At 68.4% G+C, this 15827-nt stretch carries 14 protein-coding genes; 9 read left to right on the top strand and 5 right to left on the bottom strand.

Annotated features, from left to right (window positions below; translation table 11 throughout):
* Positions 1-1352: ABC1 kinase family protein (locus FKV24_RS06305; protein ID WP_141481774.1), on the bottom strand; the 1352-nt coding region annotated here is incomplete at its 3' end.
* Between the two features lie 202 nt (positions 1353-1554).
* Here FKV24_RS06305 and FKV24_RS06300 point away from each other — a divergent pair.
* Together FKV24_RS06300 and FKV24_RS06295 are read left to right on the top strand one after the other, a co-directional pair.
* Positions 1555-2322, top strand: coding sequence for an oxygen-binding di-iron domain-containing protein (locus FKV24_RS06300; RefSeq protein WP_141481773.1), 768 nt, complete (start codon positions 1555-1557; stop codon positions 2320-2322).
* Between the two features lie 211 nt (positions 2323-2533).
* A complete protein-coding gene (locus FKV24_RS06295) occupies positions 2534-3598 on the top strand; it encodes a gliding motility protein GldB-related protein (RefSeq protein ID WP_141481772.1) in 1065 nt (354 codons plus the stop codon).
* Between the two features lie 111 nt (positions 3599-3709).
* Here the strand turns inward: FKV24_RS06295 and rox are convergent, their stop codons facing one another.
* Positions 3710-5164 carry a rifampin monooxygenase gene (gene rox / locus FKV24_RS06290; RefSeq protein ID WP_211371803.1) on the bottom strand — a complete coding sequence of 485 codons (1455 nt, stop codon included), beginning with the start codon at positions 5162-5164 and terminating at the stop codon, positions 3710-3712.
* A gap of 525 nt (positions 5165-5689) precedes the next feature.
* Between rox and FKV24_RS06285 the strand changes: the two genes are divergently transcribed.
* From FKV24_RS06285 to FKV24_RS06265, 5 genes are all read left to right on the top strand, one after another.
* Positions 5690-6901: an alpha-lytic protease prodomain-containing protein gene (locus FKV24_RS06285; protein ID WP_170288231.1), complete on the top strand. Its 1212-nt coding sequence runs from the start codon at positions 5690-5692 to the stop codon at positions 6899-6901.
* A gap of 685 nt (positions 6902-7586) precedes the next feature.
* Positions 7587-8762 carry an alpha-lytic protease prodomain-containing protein gene (locus FKV24_RS06280; protein WP_170288230.1) on the top strand — a complete coding sequence of 392 codons (1176 nt, stop codon included), beginning with the start codon at positions 7587-7589 and terminating at the stop codon, positions 8760-8762.
* Between the two features lie 170 nt (positions 8763-8932).
* Positions 8933-9871, top strand: coding sequence for a hypothetical protein (locus FKV24_RS06275; RefSeq protein WP_141481769.1), 939 nt, complete (start codon positions 8933-8935; stop codon positions 9869-9871).
* 369 nt (positions 9872-10240) lie between these two features.
* Entirely contained in the window at positions 10241-10756 is a 516-nt protein-coding gene (locus FKV24_RS06270) for a hypothetical protein (RefSeq protein WP_141481768.1), read from the top strand.
* 58 nt (positions 10757-10814) lie between these two features.
* Entirely contained in the window at positions 10815-11975 is a 1161-nt protein-coding gene (locus FKV24_RS06265; protein ID WP_141481767.1) for a hypothetical protein, read from the top strand.
* 50 nt (positions 11976-12025) lie between these two features.
* On the opposite strand, the gene FKV24_RS06260 is transcribed toward FKV24_RS06265, so the two are convergent.
* From FKV24_RS06260 to FKV24_RS06250, 3 genes are all read right to left on the bottom strand, one after another.
* On the bottom strand, positions 12026-12844 hold the full coding sequence (locus FKV24_RS06260; protein WP_141481766.1) for a restriction endonuclease: 819 nt from the start codon (positions 12842-12844) through the stop codon (positions 12026-12028).
* 95 nt (positions 12845-12939) lie between these two features.
* Positions 12940-13908, bottom strand: coding sequence for a GGDEF domain-containing protein (locus tag FKV24_RS06255; RefSeq protein ID WP_141481765.1), 969 nt, complete (start codon positions 13906-13908; stop codon positions 12940-12942).
* A gap of 63 nt (positions 13909-13971) precedes the next feature.
* A complete protein-coding gene (locus FKV24_RS06250) occupies positions 13972-15012 on the bottom strand; it encodes a hypothetical protein (protein ID WP_211371802.1) in 1041 nt (346 codons plus the stop codon).
* 133 nt (positions 15013-15145) lie between these two features.
* Between FKV24_RS06250 and FKV24_RS19205 the strand changes: the two genes are divergently transcribed.
* Positions 15146-15292 (top strand): hypothetical protein, encoded by a 147-nt coding sequence (locus tag FKV24_RS19205; RefSeq protein WP_170288229.1) that lies wholly within the window; start codon positions 15146-15148, stop codon positions 15290-15292.
* Complete coding sequence (locus FKV24_RS06245) at positions 15289-15753, top strand: YaiI/YqxD family protein (RefSeq protein ID WP_141481764.1); 465 nt, start codon at positions 15289-15291, stop codon at positions 15751-15753. The genes FKV24_RS19205 and FKV24_RS06245 overlap by 4 nt, the downstream gene beginning before the upstream one ends.
* Positions 15754-15827: the final 74 nt, after the last annotated feature.

The following is a 15827-nucleotide window of genomic DNA, read 5'->3' as shown; positions in this document are numbered from 1 at the left end:
TGCGCGCCGCGCCGCGCGATCGCGGTCGGCCCCAGTTGCGCGGCCATCGCCCGGCGCAGGAACGGCTGCGCCTGGCGCGCCATGTCGAAGTCCGGATCGAGGCTGCGCCCCAGTCCCTCCAGGGTCAGGCAGACCTTGATCAGCAGGGCCAGATCGGCCGGCAGCGCGAGGCGGTGGGCACGCAGCAGCACGGTGACTTCCAGCAACATCCCGGCCAGGTCGAGCTGGCCCAGCGGCACGCCGTGATAGGTATCGACGAACGCGTCGACGTCGATGACCAGTTGCGCCTCATCGACGTCCGACTGCCGCGTCCACTCCAGCAACACGTCGGTGACCCGCTGGGAATCGCGCTCGACCAGTCCGAACAACAGGCTCACCACCTCGGCCCGGCGCGTCGGCGACAACCGCCCGACCATGCCGAAGTCGATCACCGCGATGCGCGCGTCCTCCAGCACGAACACATTGCCCGGATGCGGGTCGGCATGGAAGAAGCCGTCCTCCAGCATCATCTTCAACACCACCTGGGCGCCGGTCCGAGCGATCGCGCACCGGTCCACCCCGGCCGCATCCAGCGCCGCAAGGTCGGAGACCGGCATGCCGTCGACGAAGTCCTGCACGTTCATGCGTTCGCTGGTGAAGTCCCAGTACACCGTGGGCACCACGACGCGGACATCGTCGGCAAAACTGCCGGCGACGCGCTCGGCATGCCGGCACTCGGCGGCCAGGTCCATCTCCCGCATCAGCGAGGCGCGGAACTGCCGCACCACGCCGACGGGGTGGAACCGGCGCAGCTCCGGAAACTTGCGTTCGATCCGGGTCGCGGCATGCTGCAGGAGCCCGAGGTCGGCTTCGATCAGCGCGCGGATTCCGGGACGCCGCACCTTCGCCACCACCTCGCGTCCGTCGCGCAGGCGCGCCCGGTGCACCTGCGCGATCGACGCGGCGGCGAGCGGCTGCGGATCCAGCCAGGCGAAGGCCGATTCCGGCGCCATCCCCAGCGCCTCGCTCATCTCGGCGTGGATGGCCTCGAACGGCACCGCCGGGGCCGCACTCTGCAGACGGCTGAACTCGGCGATCCATTCCGGCGGAAACAGGTCGACGCGGGTGGCCAGCACCTGCCCCAGTTTGACGAAGCACGGGCCCATTTCCTCCAGCGCCAGTCGCACCCGGACCTGCGGCGCCAGCTCAACCGGCGCCTCGGCGTGGTTTCCGGGCAATGCCCGACCCAGCCGCGCCAGCGCCCGCGCCAGTCCCAGCCGTCGCACCATGTCGCCGAAGCCATGGCGGATCAGGATCGATGCCAGCGTCTGCAGCCGGCCCAGCTCATGGGGGGTGATCAAGGTGTCCCACATCCGCGAAAGCTCCTGTGTCGGCGATCCCGGCCGCCGCTTGCGTACGTTCTACCGCGCCGCGGCGAACGACCGGGTCAAGGCCGGCCCGGCCATGCCAACGGTGTACCCCGGATCCCGGCGTCCGGATTTGATCCAGCGCAAACCGGTTTCGTCGCGACCGCCTACAGTCGTGCCCCGAACATGCCACGGACAGGGGAACATCATGGCGACGATTCTGTTCGAGCAGGACAACCATCGCTGCATCGCCTTCAACGATCTCGTCCGTGGCGACGACGGCATCCAGGCCAACCAGTTCCTGATCCAGCATGGCAGCTACTCGGCCCTGCTCGATCCGGGCGGACAGCTGCTCTACAACCCGCTGATCCTCGCCCTGGGCAGCTACATCAAACCGTCGGAGCTGACCTGGCTGCTGTGTTCGCACCAGGACCCGGACATCATCGGCTCGGTCGACAAGTGGCTGCTGTACTCGCGCACCACCGTGGTCTGTTCCAAGCTCTGGGGCCGCTTCGTTCCCCACCTGGTGCCCGGCTACATGCCCAACAAGGGCAGCGAACGCTACATGCTGCTGCCCGACGAGGGCGGCCGCATCGCGATGGGCGACACCTGGGTGCAGGCGCTGCCGGCGCATTTCCTGCATTCGGTCGGCAACTTCAGTTTCTACGATCCGACCAGCCGCATCCTGTTCTCCGGCGACATCGGTTCGTCGATGATCGCCAGCGAGACGCCCTACGCCTTCGTCGCCGACTTCCAGGCGCACAAGGCACGGATGGAAGGCTTCCACCGCCGCTACATGGCCTCCAATCGGGCCGCCCGCCTGTGGGTGCAGATGGTGCGCTCGGTGGCGCCGGCGATGATCGTTCCCCAGCACGGCCTGCCGATGCGCGGCGAGGCGATGGAGCGGTTCCTGGACTGGCTGGCGCAGCTGGAGTGCGGCGTCGACCTGCTGACGCCGGTCGGCTACGCCGCCTGAAGCCGACCCCGGGCCCGTCGCCGCGGTTGGATATCGTGACGACAGCGTGTCCGGCAACGTGTTCGACAACGTGTTTGACCAGGGGAGGACGGCGGGGGCCGGGCGCGGGGAGGCGCCCGGCCCCTCGCCGACCGGCAGGCGGACGGCTGCCGTTATCATCGGCCGCGCCCACCGGCTGCATGCGCAGCCCTTCCCAGGACAGGAGAACGCGATGCCCGCCACCCCCACCCTCACCGCCGTGCCCGCCCCCCTCGCCCGCACGCGTCGCCGAACGCTCGTCTGCGCATCGTTCGCCCTGATCGCGATCAACGCCCTGCTGGCGCCGATGCGCGCCCATGCGCAGCCGCCGTCCGCCGCCGACGGAGCGACCGCGCCAGCGGTGGTGATCGACGACGTGGAACGCTTCTACCGCCTCTACGATGCCGCCGGCGGCACGCTCGACGCCGAACGGCTGCAGCGCGACTACCTCGACCCCGGCTCCGAAGGCCTGCATCACTTCGCCCGCCTGCGCCGCGTCACCGGCGAGGCGATCGCCGCGACCCTGAGCAAGCGGCCCGAGTTGTACGAGCAGGCGCGCACCTGCATGCGGGTGCTGCCGCAGGCCAAGCAGCGGCTGGATCGCGCCCTGGACACGCTGGCCACGCTCTATCCCGAGGCCAATCTGCCACCGGTCACGATCGTGGTCGGACGCGGCAAGCCGGTCGGCATCGGTTACCCCGACACGGGCCTGCAGATCGGCCTGGAAGCATTGTGCGCGGTGGAATGGATGAACCCCGACCCCGAGGACCGCTTCGTCCACGTGATCGCGCATGAATACGCCCATGTGCAGCTGAGCCCGTCGATGGCGAACCTGGAGCGGCCCACCGTGCTCGAGCGTTCGCTGATGGAGGGGGGCGCCGAGTTCGTTGCCGAGCTGACCTCCGGCCACACCGCCTACGCGCACTTCGACGCGCTGACCCGCGGCCGCGAACACGAGATCGAGACCGCGTTCCTGGCCGACATCGACAGTACCGACCTCAGCGCCTGGCTCGACAACAGCAGCACCGACAGTCCGGGCGACCTCGGTTACTGGGTCGGCTACCGCATCGTGAAGGCCTACTACCGACAGGCCGACGACAAGCGCCGGGCCCTGCGCGAGATCCTGCGCATGGAGGACCCGAAGGCGATCTTCGCGGCCAGCGGCTGGCGACCCGGCATCGGATTCGACACGCCGCCAGCGGCCGATGAGTCCCCCGCCCCGGCCGGCATCGGCGGCGGCACCGAAGCGACGCAATGAGCGTCTGGCATGCCCTGGTCCTGCTGGTCCTGCTCGGCGGCGCCGCGCTCGTCGTCGCCCTGATCGTCACCGCCATCGTCGTCGCCCGCCGCAAGCGCCAATAGGCCGCCCTCAGCCCATCGGCGCGCGCAGGGATGCGCGCGGCTCGCCGAACCAGCGCCGCAGCTGCGTCCGCAGACCCTGCGTGTCCTCGCCGACCCAGGCGACGTGACCGTCGGGCCGCAACAGCAGTGCCGGCGCATCCAGTGGGGCGTCGCGATCGACGAGCCGGTCGACCCGGTCCGACCAGCCCGCCACCGACAACCGGCCGGTCCGGTCCAACAGCAGTCCGCGCCCGCGGTGCATGCGCGCATACAGCCGCCCTTGCGACAGCGCGATATCGTGCAGCCGCCGGCCCAGCAGCGGGTGCCCGTCGCCGAAGTCGTAGCGGATCGCGGTGGCGATGATCTTCTCGATCAGCAGGCGGTTGGCCGGCTCGATGTCCATCAGCTCCGCCAGCAGTCTGCGCACCGATTGCGGTCCGGGCTCGTCCGAGATCAACAGCATCTGCGCGCGGGTGTTGTCCAGCACTTCGGCGGCGACCGGGTGCCGCTCCTGGTGATAGCTGTCCAGCAAGCCTGCCGGCGCCCAGCCGGCGATCGCGGCAGCCAGTTTCCAGCCGAGGTTGAAGGCGTCCTGGACGCCGAGGTTCAAGCCCTGCCCGCCCACCGGCGGATGCACGTGCGCGGCATCGCCGGCCAACAATACGCGCCCGACCCGGTAGCGCTCGGCCTGCCGCGTCGCATCGCCGAAGCGCGACAGCCAACGCGGCGAATGCGCGCCGAAATCGTGGCCGGCCACCGCCCGCAGCTGTTGCCGGAAGGTCTCCAGGTCCGGCGGCGTGGCGCGGTCGCTGGCGACCTGCGCGGCCGGCACGATGACCCGGTACAGATCGCCGGCCAGCGGCATGATCCCGAACCGCTTGTGCGACTTGCGGACCTCCGACATGGCCGCAAGCAGGGCATCGCGCGAGCCCTCCAGCCGTATCTCGCCCAATAGCGTATCGACCCGGCTCGGCTCGCCGGGAAAGCCCACCCCCGACAGTTTGCGCACCGTGCTGCGACCGCCATCGCAACCGGCGAGATAGCGCGCGCGCAGCCGGCCGCCATCGGCCAGTTCGACGCTCACCCCGTCCTCGTCCTGCTCCAGGCCCACCAGCTCGCAGCCGCGGCGAATCGACGCGCCCAGTTCGACCGCGCGCTCGGCCAACAGGCGCTCGATGATCGGCTGGTGGATCCCCAGGACATAGGGGTGCGAGGTGTCCAGCGAGGGCGGCGCGGGTTTGGCGATGCCGGCGAAGAACCCCGCCAGCGGATGCCGGGTGCCGTGGGCGAGGAACCGCTCCAGCAGGCCGCGCTGGTCCATCACCTCGATGCTGCGCGCATGTATGCCCAGTGCGCGGACGACAGAACTGGGTACCGGTTCGCGCTCCAGCACCAGCACCTGCACCCCATGCAGGCGCAACTCACAGGCCAACATCAAACCGGTCGGTCCGGCGCCGACCACGATCGCGTCGATCATCTGCATCCGCCCACCCTCATCAACGGCCATCGGCCAGGGGCGGCGACTGTGCATCACCGATCGGGCCTTGCCGCAAGCCCCGGGTGCCTTAATATGTTGTCAGGGGCGAGGATCCGAACCCGGCCACGGCGAAGATGGCGCCCGCTCCCGCACCCGCCGATCGGGCGCTGCTTCTGCCGCCCACACGCCCTTCCTGCCGTTACCGGTCGCGCACCCGAGTGCTTGACCCGGTGGCGGCGCGCGCCCGCGGCTCGTCCTGATCGCCAAGAGCACCGCCACTGCCGCCCTCAGCGGAAGCGCGCGGCAACGTCCGGACCATACGCAAGCGGATTGCCGCCGATTGAGAGCGCAAGCACTTCCGCGTTTCAGAACCGTGAAAAAAGTCGCGCTTTCCAGGTAGGGGGAAGCGCCCCGGCGGCGTTCCAGCCAATGCGGTTCACCTGGCACCCCACCGTTCCCCAAGCGGAACGGCCATGACTCGACCCGCTGTCACCGATGTCCATGTCTCTTCCTATTTCCAGGAGTGTTCGAATGCGCAAGTTCAGTATGTCGGTTCTGGCAGTCACCGTTGCCATGGCCGTGTCGGGAGCGGCCGTTGCCGCCGACGACCTTTCCCCCGCGTTGAAGGCGGCCATGCAGCGCGACCTGGGGCTGTCCGGCCCGCAGCTGGCGCAGTACATCCGGGCCGAGCGCCTGGCCTCGCAGCAGGAGAAGGTCGTTGCCAGGCAGTTGGGCCGCAACTTTGCCGGCACCTGGCTGGAGCGCAAGGCCGACGGCTCGTTCGGCGTCGTGGTCGGCACCACCTCGATGGCGAACGCCAGGAGCGTGGCCGGCGTCGAGACCCGCCAGGCCCGCCACAGCCTGGCCTCGCTGAACACCGCCAAGGCCCAGCTCGACGGCCAGCACGGCCGCGCCGGCGCGCCGCGCGGCGTGTACAGCTGGGCGGTCGACCTGCCGAGCAACAGCGTGGTCGTCGGCATCGCACCGGGCGCCGAGGACGCGGCGATCGACTTCATCGCCCGCAGCGGCCTCGACGCCAACACCGTGCGCTTCGAGACGATGCGCGAGGCGCCGCAGCGCCGCATCGACATCGAGGGCGGTCGCGGCATCCTGCGCAACCCCGGCGACGGCTACCTGTACGCCTGCTCGATCGGCTTCCCGGTGACCAAGGGTTCGACCAAGGGCTTCGCCACCGCCGGCCACTGCGGCGACACCGGCGAGATCGTCTACCAGGAGCTGTCGCAGTGGAGCCTCGGCGTCAGCCTGGGGTCGTTCGCGGCCTCGACGATGCCCGACGGCAACCAGACCGGTCCGGACCGCGGCTGGGTCCAGGTCGACAACACCCATACCCTGCAGCCCAACGTGTACGGCTACGGCAAGGGCGATGTCACCGTCCACGGCAGCACCGAAGCGCCCGTCGGCGCGGCGCTGTGCCGCTCCGGCCGCACCACCGGCTGGCGTTGTGGCGCCATCCTCAGCAAGAACCAAACCGTGTCCTATGTCGACAATGCGGGCAATCCGGACGGCACCGTCACCGGCCTGACCCGGACCTCGGCCTGCGCCGAGGGCGGCGATTCCGGCGGTTCGTACATCACCGGCGCCGGCCAGGCCCAGGGTGTGCTGTCCGGCGGCAGCGGCAGCTGCAAGGGCCGCCAGGGCCGCAACGGCGGCGGCAACAGCTACTTCACGCCGATCAACTCGATCCTCAGCAGCTACGGCCTGACCCTGCGCACCAGCCCATAACCGCGCGACAGGTTCACAAGCCACCTGCAGATCAGCGAGCGCCCCGGTATCCCCGGGGCGCTTTCTTGTGCATTGGCGCGTCCGGTTCCGCTCCGCCTCTACTGCCCGCCATCGGACCGCACCGCGCGGCGCATGAGGGCCGGATCGATCGCCAGCGCTTGAGAAGCGCAGCGGGCAGCGACCCGCAAGCCGGCTCCGGACCAAAGCGATGAACATCATCGCCGATCGCAACGATGTCGGCGTTTCCAGTACTGGCAATGATCACTTTCTTCTCCGTAACAGGGCATGGCGTCCCATCAACCTCTATAGCGTATTACGCACATGCGCTGCGTGCGTATGCAGTAGCGGTTGGATTCCGTCCACATCACATTGGAAGAGAATCACGCATTTTTTACTGCATTTTATTACCAACCCATTCAATCAAGCGCCCTGAATGATTTCACTCGGGAATTTTCATTCAAACAATATTTGGCACCTACGGTATCTATGACACCTTTCCAATAAACAAAGATGAATTCAAAAATGTGGATAAAGTCTCGCTCGGAGACTGGCTATCCAATCCGAAATCCTTACGCTGGCCCTGCGGTTCGCCGCGCATCCCCCGACAGCCAGCATGAGACTGGAGACCCGGCACGGCCCACCGCCATTGCTTCAACTTCCATTCTTTGACACAAGGAGTTTCGGAATGCGCAAGTTCATTGTTTCTGCCATTTCCGCCAGTCTGGCGATGGCCTTGTCCGTGTCGGCATTCGCCGCCGACGACTATTCCCCCGCCATGAAGATGGCCATACAGCGCGACCTCGGGTTGTCCGGCGCGCAACTGGCGCAGTACGTGAAGGCCGAGCGGCTTGCGGCGCATCAGCAACGCACTGCGTCCCGGCAGCTGGGTCGCGACTTCGCCGGTGTCTGGCTGGAGCGCAAGGCCGACGGCTCGTTCGGCGTGGTGACAGCATCCACCTCGATGGGCAAGGCCGGAACCGCGGCCGGCGTCGAAACCCGTCAAGCCCGCTACAGCCTGGCCTCGCTGAACGCGGTCAAGGACCAGCTCGACGCCCAACTCGCCCGCAGTGGCGCGCCGCGAGGCGTGTACAGCTGGGCGGTCGACCTGCCGAGCAACAGCGTCGTGGTCGGCATCGCTCCGGACGCGCAGGACGCGGCCATCGACTTCATCGCCCGCAGCGGCCTGGAGGCCGACAGCGTGCGCTTCGAAACGATCAAGGACCCGCCGCAGCGCCACGCCACCATCCAGGGCGGTCGCGGCTATCGGGCCGGCCCGTACGCATGCACGGTCGGCTTCGCGGTGACCCGGGGCGGCACCCCCGGTTTTGCCACCGCCGGGCATTGCGGCAATGTGGGTGTTGTCGTCTATGACGAGGCTTCGGGAGTCAGGCTGGGATCGTTCGCCGGCTCCGCCATGCCCGGCCCCTACCAGACCGGCCCCGACCGCGCCTGGGTCCGGGTCGACGCCGGCCACGCCCTGTCGCCCTCGGTCTACGGCTACAGCAACCAGGACCTTCCCGTCCACGGCAGCAACGAAGCCGCCGTCGGCGCGATGGTCTGCCGATCCGGCCGCACCACCGGCGGCCTGCATTGCGGCTACATCATCAGCAAGAACATCACCGTTTCCTACACCGACCCCAATACCGGCACACATGACGGCACCGTGACCGGCCTGACCCGGACCTCCGCCTGCTCCGATCGAGGCGACTCCGGCGGGCCGTTCATGGCCGCCGCGGGCCAGGCCCAGGGCGTGCTGTCGGGCGGCTCCGGAACCTGTCAGAACGGAGGCAACACCAGCTACTTCACGCCGATCAACTCGATCCTCAGCGTCTACGGTCTGACCCTGCGCACCAGCCCGTAAACGGCGCGAAAGGGTTACAGGCAACACCGTGGAGTCGGGCGCCCCGGAAGACCGGGGCGCCCTTTTTCGCGCCATCGGCGGGTCGCGGGCCGGCCTTGCGGGGCGAACGCATCCGCTCATGCGATCATGCGCCAACGCGAGACAGTCATTCGACACCCATCGGCCGACGCATGCACCCAGTACAGGACGATCTGGACACCCTCCACGATGCCGCCTACGACGCGATGGCGCGCGGCGAGCTGGCCGAGGCCTCGCGCCTATTCGCCCGACTGCTGCTGCACAAGCCCGAGAACCAGTACTACCACTACATGCTGGGCCTGGCGCACAAGTACCTGCGCGACTGGCCGGCGTCGCTCCAGCACAACCTGCGCGCGATCGCATTGGCCAGCAAGCCCGGCGACGCGGAACTGTGGAACGCGGCCATCGCCGCCACCGCGCTCGCCGACTGGCCACGGGCACGACGGCTGTGGCAGGACTGCGGCATCCAGGTCCCCGAGGGCGAAGGTCCCATCGACGCCGACTATGGTGTCGCGGTCGTCAGGCTGAATCCCTGGAGCGGCGGCGAGACGGTGTTCATGCGTCGAATCGACCCGGTGCGCGCGCGTCTGCTCAACGTACCGCTTCCTGAAAGCGGTCATCGCTTCGGAGACGTCGTCCTGCACGACGGCGCCGTGACCGGGCACCGGCACGACGGCCAGCGCGAAGTGCCGGTCTTCAACGAACTGCAACGCATCGAACGATCGGAATTCCAGACCTTCGTCGGCTTCGTCGACTGCGGCAGTCGCGACGACCTGCTCGCCCTGCAACAGGCCAGCGCGCCGGGCGTCGCCTACCTCGAAGACTGGACGCACAGCGTCCGCCACTACTGCATCCGCTGCAGCTATGGCACGCCGCACCGCCACGAGAACGACGGCCACGCCGGCGACTGGCGAACACAGCGCAACCTGGGCATCGCCGCGCACGACCGCGAATCGGTCGAGAAGCTGCTGCAAGCGTGGGTCGATGGCGGGCGCGGGCGCCGCATCGACGCCATCGAAACGCGCGAATGCGACATCCCGGCGGCCGAAGACGGCCAGGCCTGGTGGAACGCCGAGCCGCCGGAACGCTAGCGGCACCGCCTGACGGGCACCTGCTTCTCCATAAACGATCGCGACGGCCTCCACGCAACCGCATGAGGGCGCGCGCCCGACCGCGCCAGGTTCCGGCACGTCCCGAGCGCGACGCCGGGCTTCACAACCGCGTCGCCGTCGCGTTTGTACCGGCATGCATGACTCCCGCGCGCACCTGCGACACCCACGCGACCGCACCGCTTCGTCCGACCGGCTGTGGACGGGCGCCCGCGAACGTCCGCGCATCTGGCCACACGGCGTGTCCGCCGCGGGACCGCCATGAGCGCGCCCAGCCTGCTCGAGCTGCTGCTGGGAGCAGCGCGATCGCCCGCCCCGGACCCGGCACGGACCACACCAAGGGAAAACCTCATGATCTGGAAGAACGCGCAATGCGAGCTGTTGCTGACCGATGCCCTTGGCCTGAGGGTCAGCCCCCAGGGCCTCGCAATGAACCTGTTGCAGCCACGCCTGCCGCCGGAAGCCACCGAAGCCCGCACCCTGTTCGGCGCCGCCGAGCGGGTACTGGTGCTCTACGCCGACTACAAGCACTACAAGGCCCATATCGCCTCGATCTGCGACTACATGCTCACCGGCGGAGTCACCTGCCGCTTCGAGAGCCTGGTACCGACAGAGGACATCGACCCCGGCGCACCGACGCTCCTGCACGCGCTGCTCCAGCTGAACAATGCCGATGACGACAGCCGCAACATGTACCTGTCCGGCTACCCGTTGAAGCGGAGCTTTCCCATCGCCCTGATGCTGGACAGCGACGAGATCGACCTGACCCGCACCTTCAAGGTGCTCGCGTTCTGCGTAGGCACGCCGGTCACCAGCATCCGCGGCCCCGCGCCCGGCGACCCCGGAAGCGCGCTGGAAATCGCCTGAGCGAACCCGGGGCTACCGATACCCCGGCGCCACGACCAAACCTTCGAGGAGATACACGATGATCGTAGCCAGACCAGGGGTTTCCCGCCTGTCGATACGCGGTGGCGGATTCTGGCCGGCGCAAGGCCGCTGGAACCTGACCCGGACCCAGAAGCGATGGATCACGGTGTCGGTGATGCCCAACACCAGGGTTTCGCGGTACTTCCGCTTCAAGGAACAATTGCTCGAATCCTACGACGAGAGCGATCTGCGCTTCGCGTGGCCGGACCTGCCCGGATCGACGATCAGCGGCACCGACAGCATGATCGAAGCGGCAATGAACGGCGAACAGCTCTTCAGCAAGAAGATGGAGCTGAGCGTCATCGTCAGCGCGGCCAACCCCGAAGGCCTGCTGATGTCCGACAAAGAGTACCGGTACTTTCTCAAACAGAAGATCGACCTGTGGCGCGCGACCGGAGCCGGCTCGCTCTCCAGCCTGGTGGTGAAGGGCAGCCAGCCCGACGCCTATGCCGAACTGGACCTGCAGAAGAAGGTCGACGAACGCTACATGCAGGCCTGCCAGATCCTCAGGGACGAGGGCATCGAGTTGTGGCTGGTCGCCGACCTGTATGGCGAATCGAAGTACGTGCTGAACAGCCTGGACTTCAAGCTCGCGCAGCAGCCATCGTGCATCGTCGTGCAGCCGATCAAGCACTGGGCCGGGGTCACCCGCGAAACCCGCGACGGCCTGGCCCGTCGATTCCAGAAGCTCGGCGGCATCCTGCAACTGGTGCAGCTGGAAGAGCTGCAGGTGCTGATCGACAACCACAGGCGCAAGCAGGAATCGAAGCAGGTCGGGGATGCCGGCCGCGATCTCTATGTCTACGACCCCGACGTGCCCGGACTGGTCGAGAATCTGGGCAAGGAGCGCGTCGAGGAGCTCAACGTCGGCATCGCCCGCCAGGTCCTGGGGCCGTTCCTGAGGTCCGGAAAGCCGAACGACTACTGGTGGACGCGCGTCGGCATGGGCATGGACATCGCCTTCGCCAAGCGATTGGCGATCATGGACCGGATGCAGCCGGTGTTCGAGGTCGACGCCTCCGACCCGGAGGTCTACGAACGGGCGCTGGCCTACTTCAACCGGTCCAACCGCGGCTTCAGCGATGCCGAACTGCGCGAATGGCTGATACAGGAACAGCTGCGGACCAATTACGACTTCAAGGCGCTGTCGCTGGATTGAACCGAGATCGCCCCCACCGGGACCAAGGTGGCCGCAGTCCGGACCGGCGACTACATCTCCGGGGTGTCGGCGCCGATGACCTCCATGGCCTCGTCGGCCCGGCGCCGGGATTCGCGATCCTGCACATCCGTCGGCGGCGAAGCCTGACGTAGGCCGGCCGGGCCGTGCGCGACAGGCGCGGCTTCCGCCGCACGTGCCGGTTGGACGAGCACCGCGGCGTCCTGCGGGACCGCACCGGGCGCCGTCTCGCCGGCCGCGATGCCGGAAGCGGCGCCGCCAGTTCCTGCCCGTTGGTACAGCCATCCACCAGCAAGCAGCACGGAAACCATGCCGCCCACCACCGCGATCCAAAGCCAGGCACGGTTCCCGTTCCGACCGCCCACGGCCGAGTCGCGACGGCCTCTGGCGGCCGACCTCCCGGACCTCGGCACCATCGGCGACCTGCCGACCTCCGGGTCGTCCTCGATCGGTCCGAGCATTTCGCGCAGGGCGTCGCCATCGACAAGCTGCACGTGTCCCTGCCGGGACGCCGCCTCGATGGCCCGTGGCGTGAACTCGCCGCTGGTGACCAGGATGGCGCCGGTGGCGCTCTCGGTGACCATCACGCCCAACAGCTCATGCACCGGATTGTGTGTGACCTGAAAGGCGTTCCAGTGCTTGGCCTGGACCAGGATATAGGCGTCGTCGCGACGCAACTTCAGGTCGATGCCGCCGTCGAAGCGCCGCCCACTGCCGCCGGTGCCGACATGCTCGACGTCGTAGCCCTGGCGCCGATAGTGCTCGGCCAGCAGGGTTTCCAGCCGCTCCCAGCCCACCCGACTCAATGCATCATGACGACGGCAGCGAACCGCCTTCAGTCCCCGGGCCATACCCCCTCCTTGACCTTGCCCGGTCCGAAGCTAGCACGGGCCGCGGGCGATCGGGTCCCAGGCCGGACGGGGACCGTCGCTGCGCCCGGCTACCCCTACTCCAGCACCTCGACCCGGTTCCTGCCGCCGCTCTTGGCGGCGTACAGCACCTGGTCGACCGCGGCCACGAACGCGCGCGCGGCGGCGTCGGGGCCGGGACGGGCGGTGCCCACCCCAAGGCTGGCGGTCACGAACCCGCCGATGCCGGCGCCGGCATGCGGAATGCGCAGATCGGCGATCGCGTCGACGCAGGCCGCGGCCATCCGGCCCGCCGCGTCCTCGTCGGCATCCGGCAGCAGCAGGATGAACTCCTCGCCGCCGAACCGCGCCACCACGTCGCGCGGACGCCGCGCGAGCCCGCGCAGCACGCCGGCAATGCGCTTGAGGCACTCGTCGCCGGCGACATGGCCATGGGCATCGTTGTACTGTTTGAAACGGTCGATATCGAGGATCACCAGCGACAGCGGATTGCCGCTGCGGCGGGCCTCGCCCCACTCGTTCTCCAGGCGCAGGTCGAACATGCGGCGATTCGCGATACCGGTCAGGCCATCGGTCATCGACAGCTGCTCCAGTTCCCGGTGCAGCCGCAGCAGCTCCTCCTCGGCCTTCTTGCGCTCGCTGATGTCGAACATGAAGCCGACCAGGCTGTCGACCTCGCCGTCGGGCCGGCGCACCACGTGGACCACGTCGCGGATCCATACGTAGTGCCCGTCGCGGGTCATCGCACGGTAGTCGGCCTCGTGGTCGACCCCCGCCTGCGACTGCGACACGCAGTAGCCGACCACGCGGTCGCGGTCCTCGGGATGCATGCGCGCGGCCCAGTCCTCCACCGTCTGCCAACTGCCCTGCGGCCAGCCCAGCAGCGCCTCGATCTGCGGGCCGATGTAGGCGAAGCGCTTGCTGGCCCAGTCGATCTTCCACGGAATCGCCTTGGTCGACTCCAGCAGGGCCTTGTAGACGCCCGCATCCCCGAGGGCGTCGCGGACGTGCTCGACGCCCGGATCCGGCAGCGTTAGATCGTTCATGGTGGGGATAGTACGAAATGCGGGCGCGGCATGCGCCTCCACACCGCCATCCGGGTCCGGCCGCTATCGCCCCCGACCGCCGGGCCGCGCGCGCTCGTCCGACTTCAACCACGGTGCCGCCGGGCTCCAGAAGATGATGTCGACCCCCAGGTAGTCGCGGGCGAAGCCGACGAAATCCTCCCTGGAGAACCGCTCCCCGTCCTCCGGGTCGACATAGGTCAGGGTCGGCTCCTGCACCGCCATCGCCACCAGCGCCAGCCGCTCCCGGTAGCGGTTGAAGAACGGATAGGCGTTGCGCATCTGCGCGCGTCGGTACGGCACGATGTCCGGCCCGCCGAGGCCTATACCGAGCGCATGCGCTCGCTCGAACAGCCGCCCCATGTAGTCGTGGTCGTTGTCCCACTCGCAGGGCCAGAAGTTGACGTACTGGACGACGTGCGAGTCCTCGAAGGCCTGCCGGGCCACGCTCATGTTCTCCATCTGCGCCTCGAAATAGCCATCGCAGGTAAAGCCGGTGGCCTTGGCGCCATCGCCCACGTCGATCGCGGTCTCGGGCAGGTTGATGCCATGGATGCGGCCATCGAACCGCTCTCCCAGCGCACGCAGCAGCGCCTGGAAGCGCTCGCGCACGTGCGGATTCCACTGCAGGGTGGCCCAACCCTGGACCTGCGGCGCGCCCTCGCACGGCGTGTCCGTCTGCGCCACCAGGCCGCCCCCGTACAACGGCTCGCGCAGCAGATAGTCCGGCAGCAGGCGCGCCTCAGGCCGGAAGAAACGATCCTGGACCTGCACGAACAGCTGTTTGTCCAGCGATCCGGCCACCGCCAGATCGCGCTCGATCGCGGAAAAGTCGTAGCGCCCCTGCTCCGGCTCCAGCGTCTTCCAGGGATAGACCACCTGCACGCCGGCGACATCGTCGCGTTGCAGCAGATCGCGCACCTCGGCGGCACCGTCGCCGCCGGCGAACACGTAGTTCGCCGGTTCGGCGGCCTCCGCGACGCCCAGGGCCAGCATGGTCGCCACCGCCCAGGCCAGACAGCCCCGACATGCACCTATGCACGCTTCCGCAACGGTCAATGCAAGCACCTCGGTCGTCCTCTTCATCTGCCGTGCTCCGCCTGCGAACCGTCCCAATGCTGCCAGCATGATGCATCCACATGGCGGTCCTGCGAAGCGTGAACCTGCCCCGCGGTCGCCAGTCCCGTACACTGGGCGTTCGTCCACCTACAGAGAGCTCATGGCCAAGAAACCCAACTATTCGTTCGAGAAGCGTCAGCGCGAGCTGGCCAAGCAGAAGAAGAAAGACGAGAAGGACGCCAAGAAGCGCGCCCAACGCGAGGCGGCGAAGGGCGAAACGCCCGCGTCCAGCGACGAATCGGAGTGAACGACGCCGGATCCGCACGGATCTGGGTCGATGCCGATGCATGCCCCGGACCGATCCGGGAGATCCTGTTCCGCGCCGCCGAACGCGCCGGAGTACAGGTCACCCTGATCGCCAACCAGTGGCTGCGCACACCGCCCTCCCGCCATATCCGCGCCCTGCAGGTCCAGGGCGGCTATGACGTGGCCGACGATGCGATCGCCGAGCGCGCGCGGGCGGGCGACCTGGTGGTCACCCAGGACATTCCGCTGGCGGCACGGGTGATCGCCAACGGCGCCCACGCGGTCAATCCGCGCGGCGAGCGCTACACCGCCGACAACATCGCCGAACGCTTGTCGATGCGGAACTTCATGGACGAACTGCGCGGCGCCGGCGTGCAGACCGGTGGCCCGGCCCCGTTCAACGCGCGCGACCGCCAGGCCTTCGCCAACCAGCTGGACCGCTGGCTGGCGGCGCGGGGCTGACGGGCGCGGAGCGCACCGCGTTTCCAGGCACGGAAACCGGTGCGCTTGCTCCTGGCCATGCCCGACTCGCGCCA

Source organism: Marilutibacter maris (assembly GCF_006546735.2).
GTDB classification, from domain to species: Bacteria; Pseudomonadota; Gammaproteobacteria; order Xanthomonadales; family Xanthomonadaceae; genus Marilutibacter; species Marilutibacter maris.
Note: the sequence above shows the minus strand (reverse complement) of the source record. Positions and strands in the feature narration are given on the sequence as shown.

Excerpts from the sequence above, each read along its gene's own strand:
- FKV24_RS06300 (WP_141481773.1), top strand. The coding sequence starts at position 1,555 with ATGGCGACGATTCTGTTCGAGCAGGACAACCATCGCTGCATCGCCTTC.
- FKV24_RS06295 (WP_141481772.1), top strand. The coding sequence starts at position 2,534 with ATGCCCGCCACCCCCACCCTCACCGCCGTGCCCGCCCCCCTCGCCCGC.
- rox (WP_211371803.1), bottom strand. The coding sequence starts at position 5,164 with ATGCAGATGATCGACGCGATCGTGGTCGGCGCCGGACCGACCGGTTTG.
- FKV24_RS06285 (WP_170288231.1), top strand. The coding sequence starts at position 5,690 with ATGCGCAAGTTCAGTATGTCGGTTCTGGCAGTCACCGTTGCCATGGCC.
- FKV24_RS06280 (WP_170288230.1), top strand. The coding sequence starts at position 7,587 with ATGCGCAAGTTCATTGTTTCTGCCATTTCCGCCAGTCTGGCGATGGCC.
- FKV24_RS06275 (WP_141481769.1), top strand. The coding sequence starts at position 8,933 with ATGCACCCAGTACAGGACGATCTGGACACCCTCCACGATGCCGCCTAC.
- FKV24_RS06270 (WP_141481768.1), top strand. The coding sequence starts at position 10,241 with ATGATCTGGAAGAACGCGCAATGCGAGCTGTTGCTGACCGATGCCCTT.
- FKV24_RS06265 (WP_141481767.1), top strand. The coding sequence starts at position 10,815 with ATGATCGTAGCCAGACCAGGGGTTTCCCGCCTGTCGATACGCGGTGGC.
- FKV24_RS06260 (WP_141481766.1), bottom strand. The coding sequence starts at position 12,844 with ATGGCCCGGGGACTGAAGGCGGTTCGCTGCCGTCGTCATGATGCATTG.
- FKV24_RS06255 (WP_141481765.1), bottom strand. The coding sequence starts at position 13,908 with ATGAACGATCTAACGCTGCCGGATCCGGGCGTCGAGCACGTCCGCGAC.
- FKV24_RS06250 (WP_211371802.1), bottom strand. The coding sequence starts at position 15,012 with ATGAAGAGGACGACCGAGGTGCTTGCATTGACCGTTGCGGAAGCGTGC.
- FKV24_RS19205 (WP_170288229.1), top strand. The coding sequence starts at position 15,146 with ATGGCCAAGAAACCCAACTATTCGTTCGAGAAGCGTCAGCGCGAGCTG.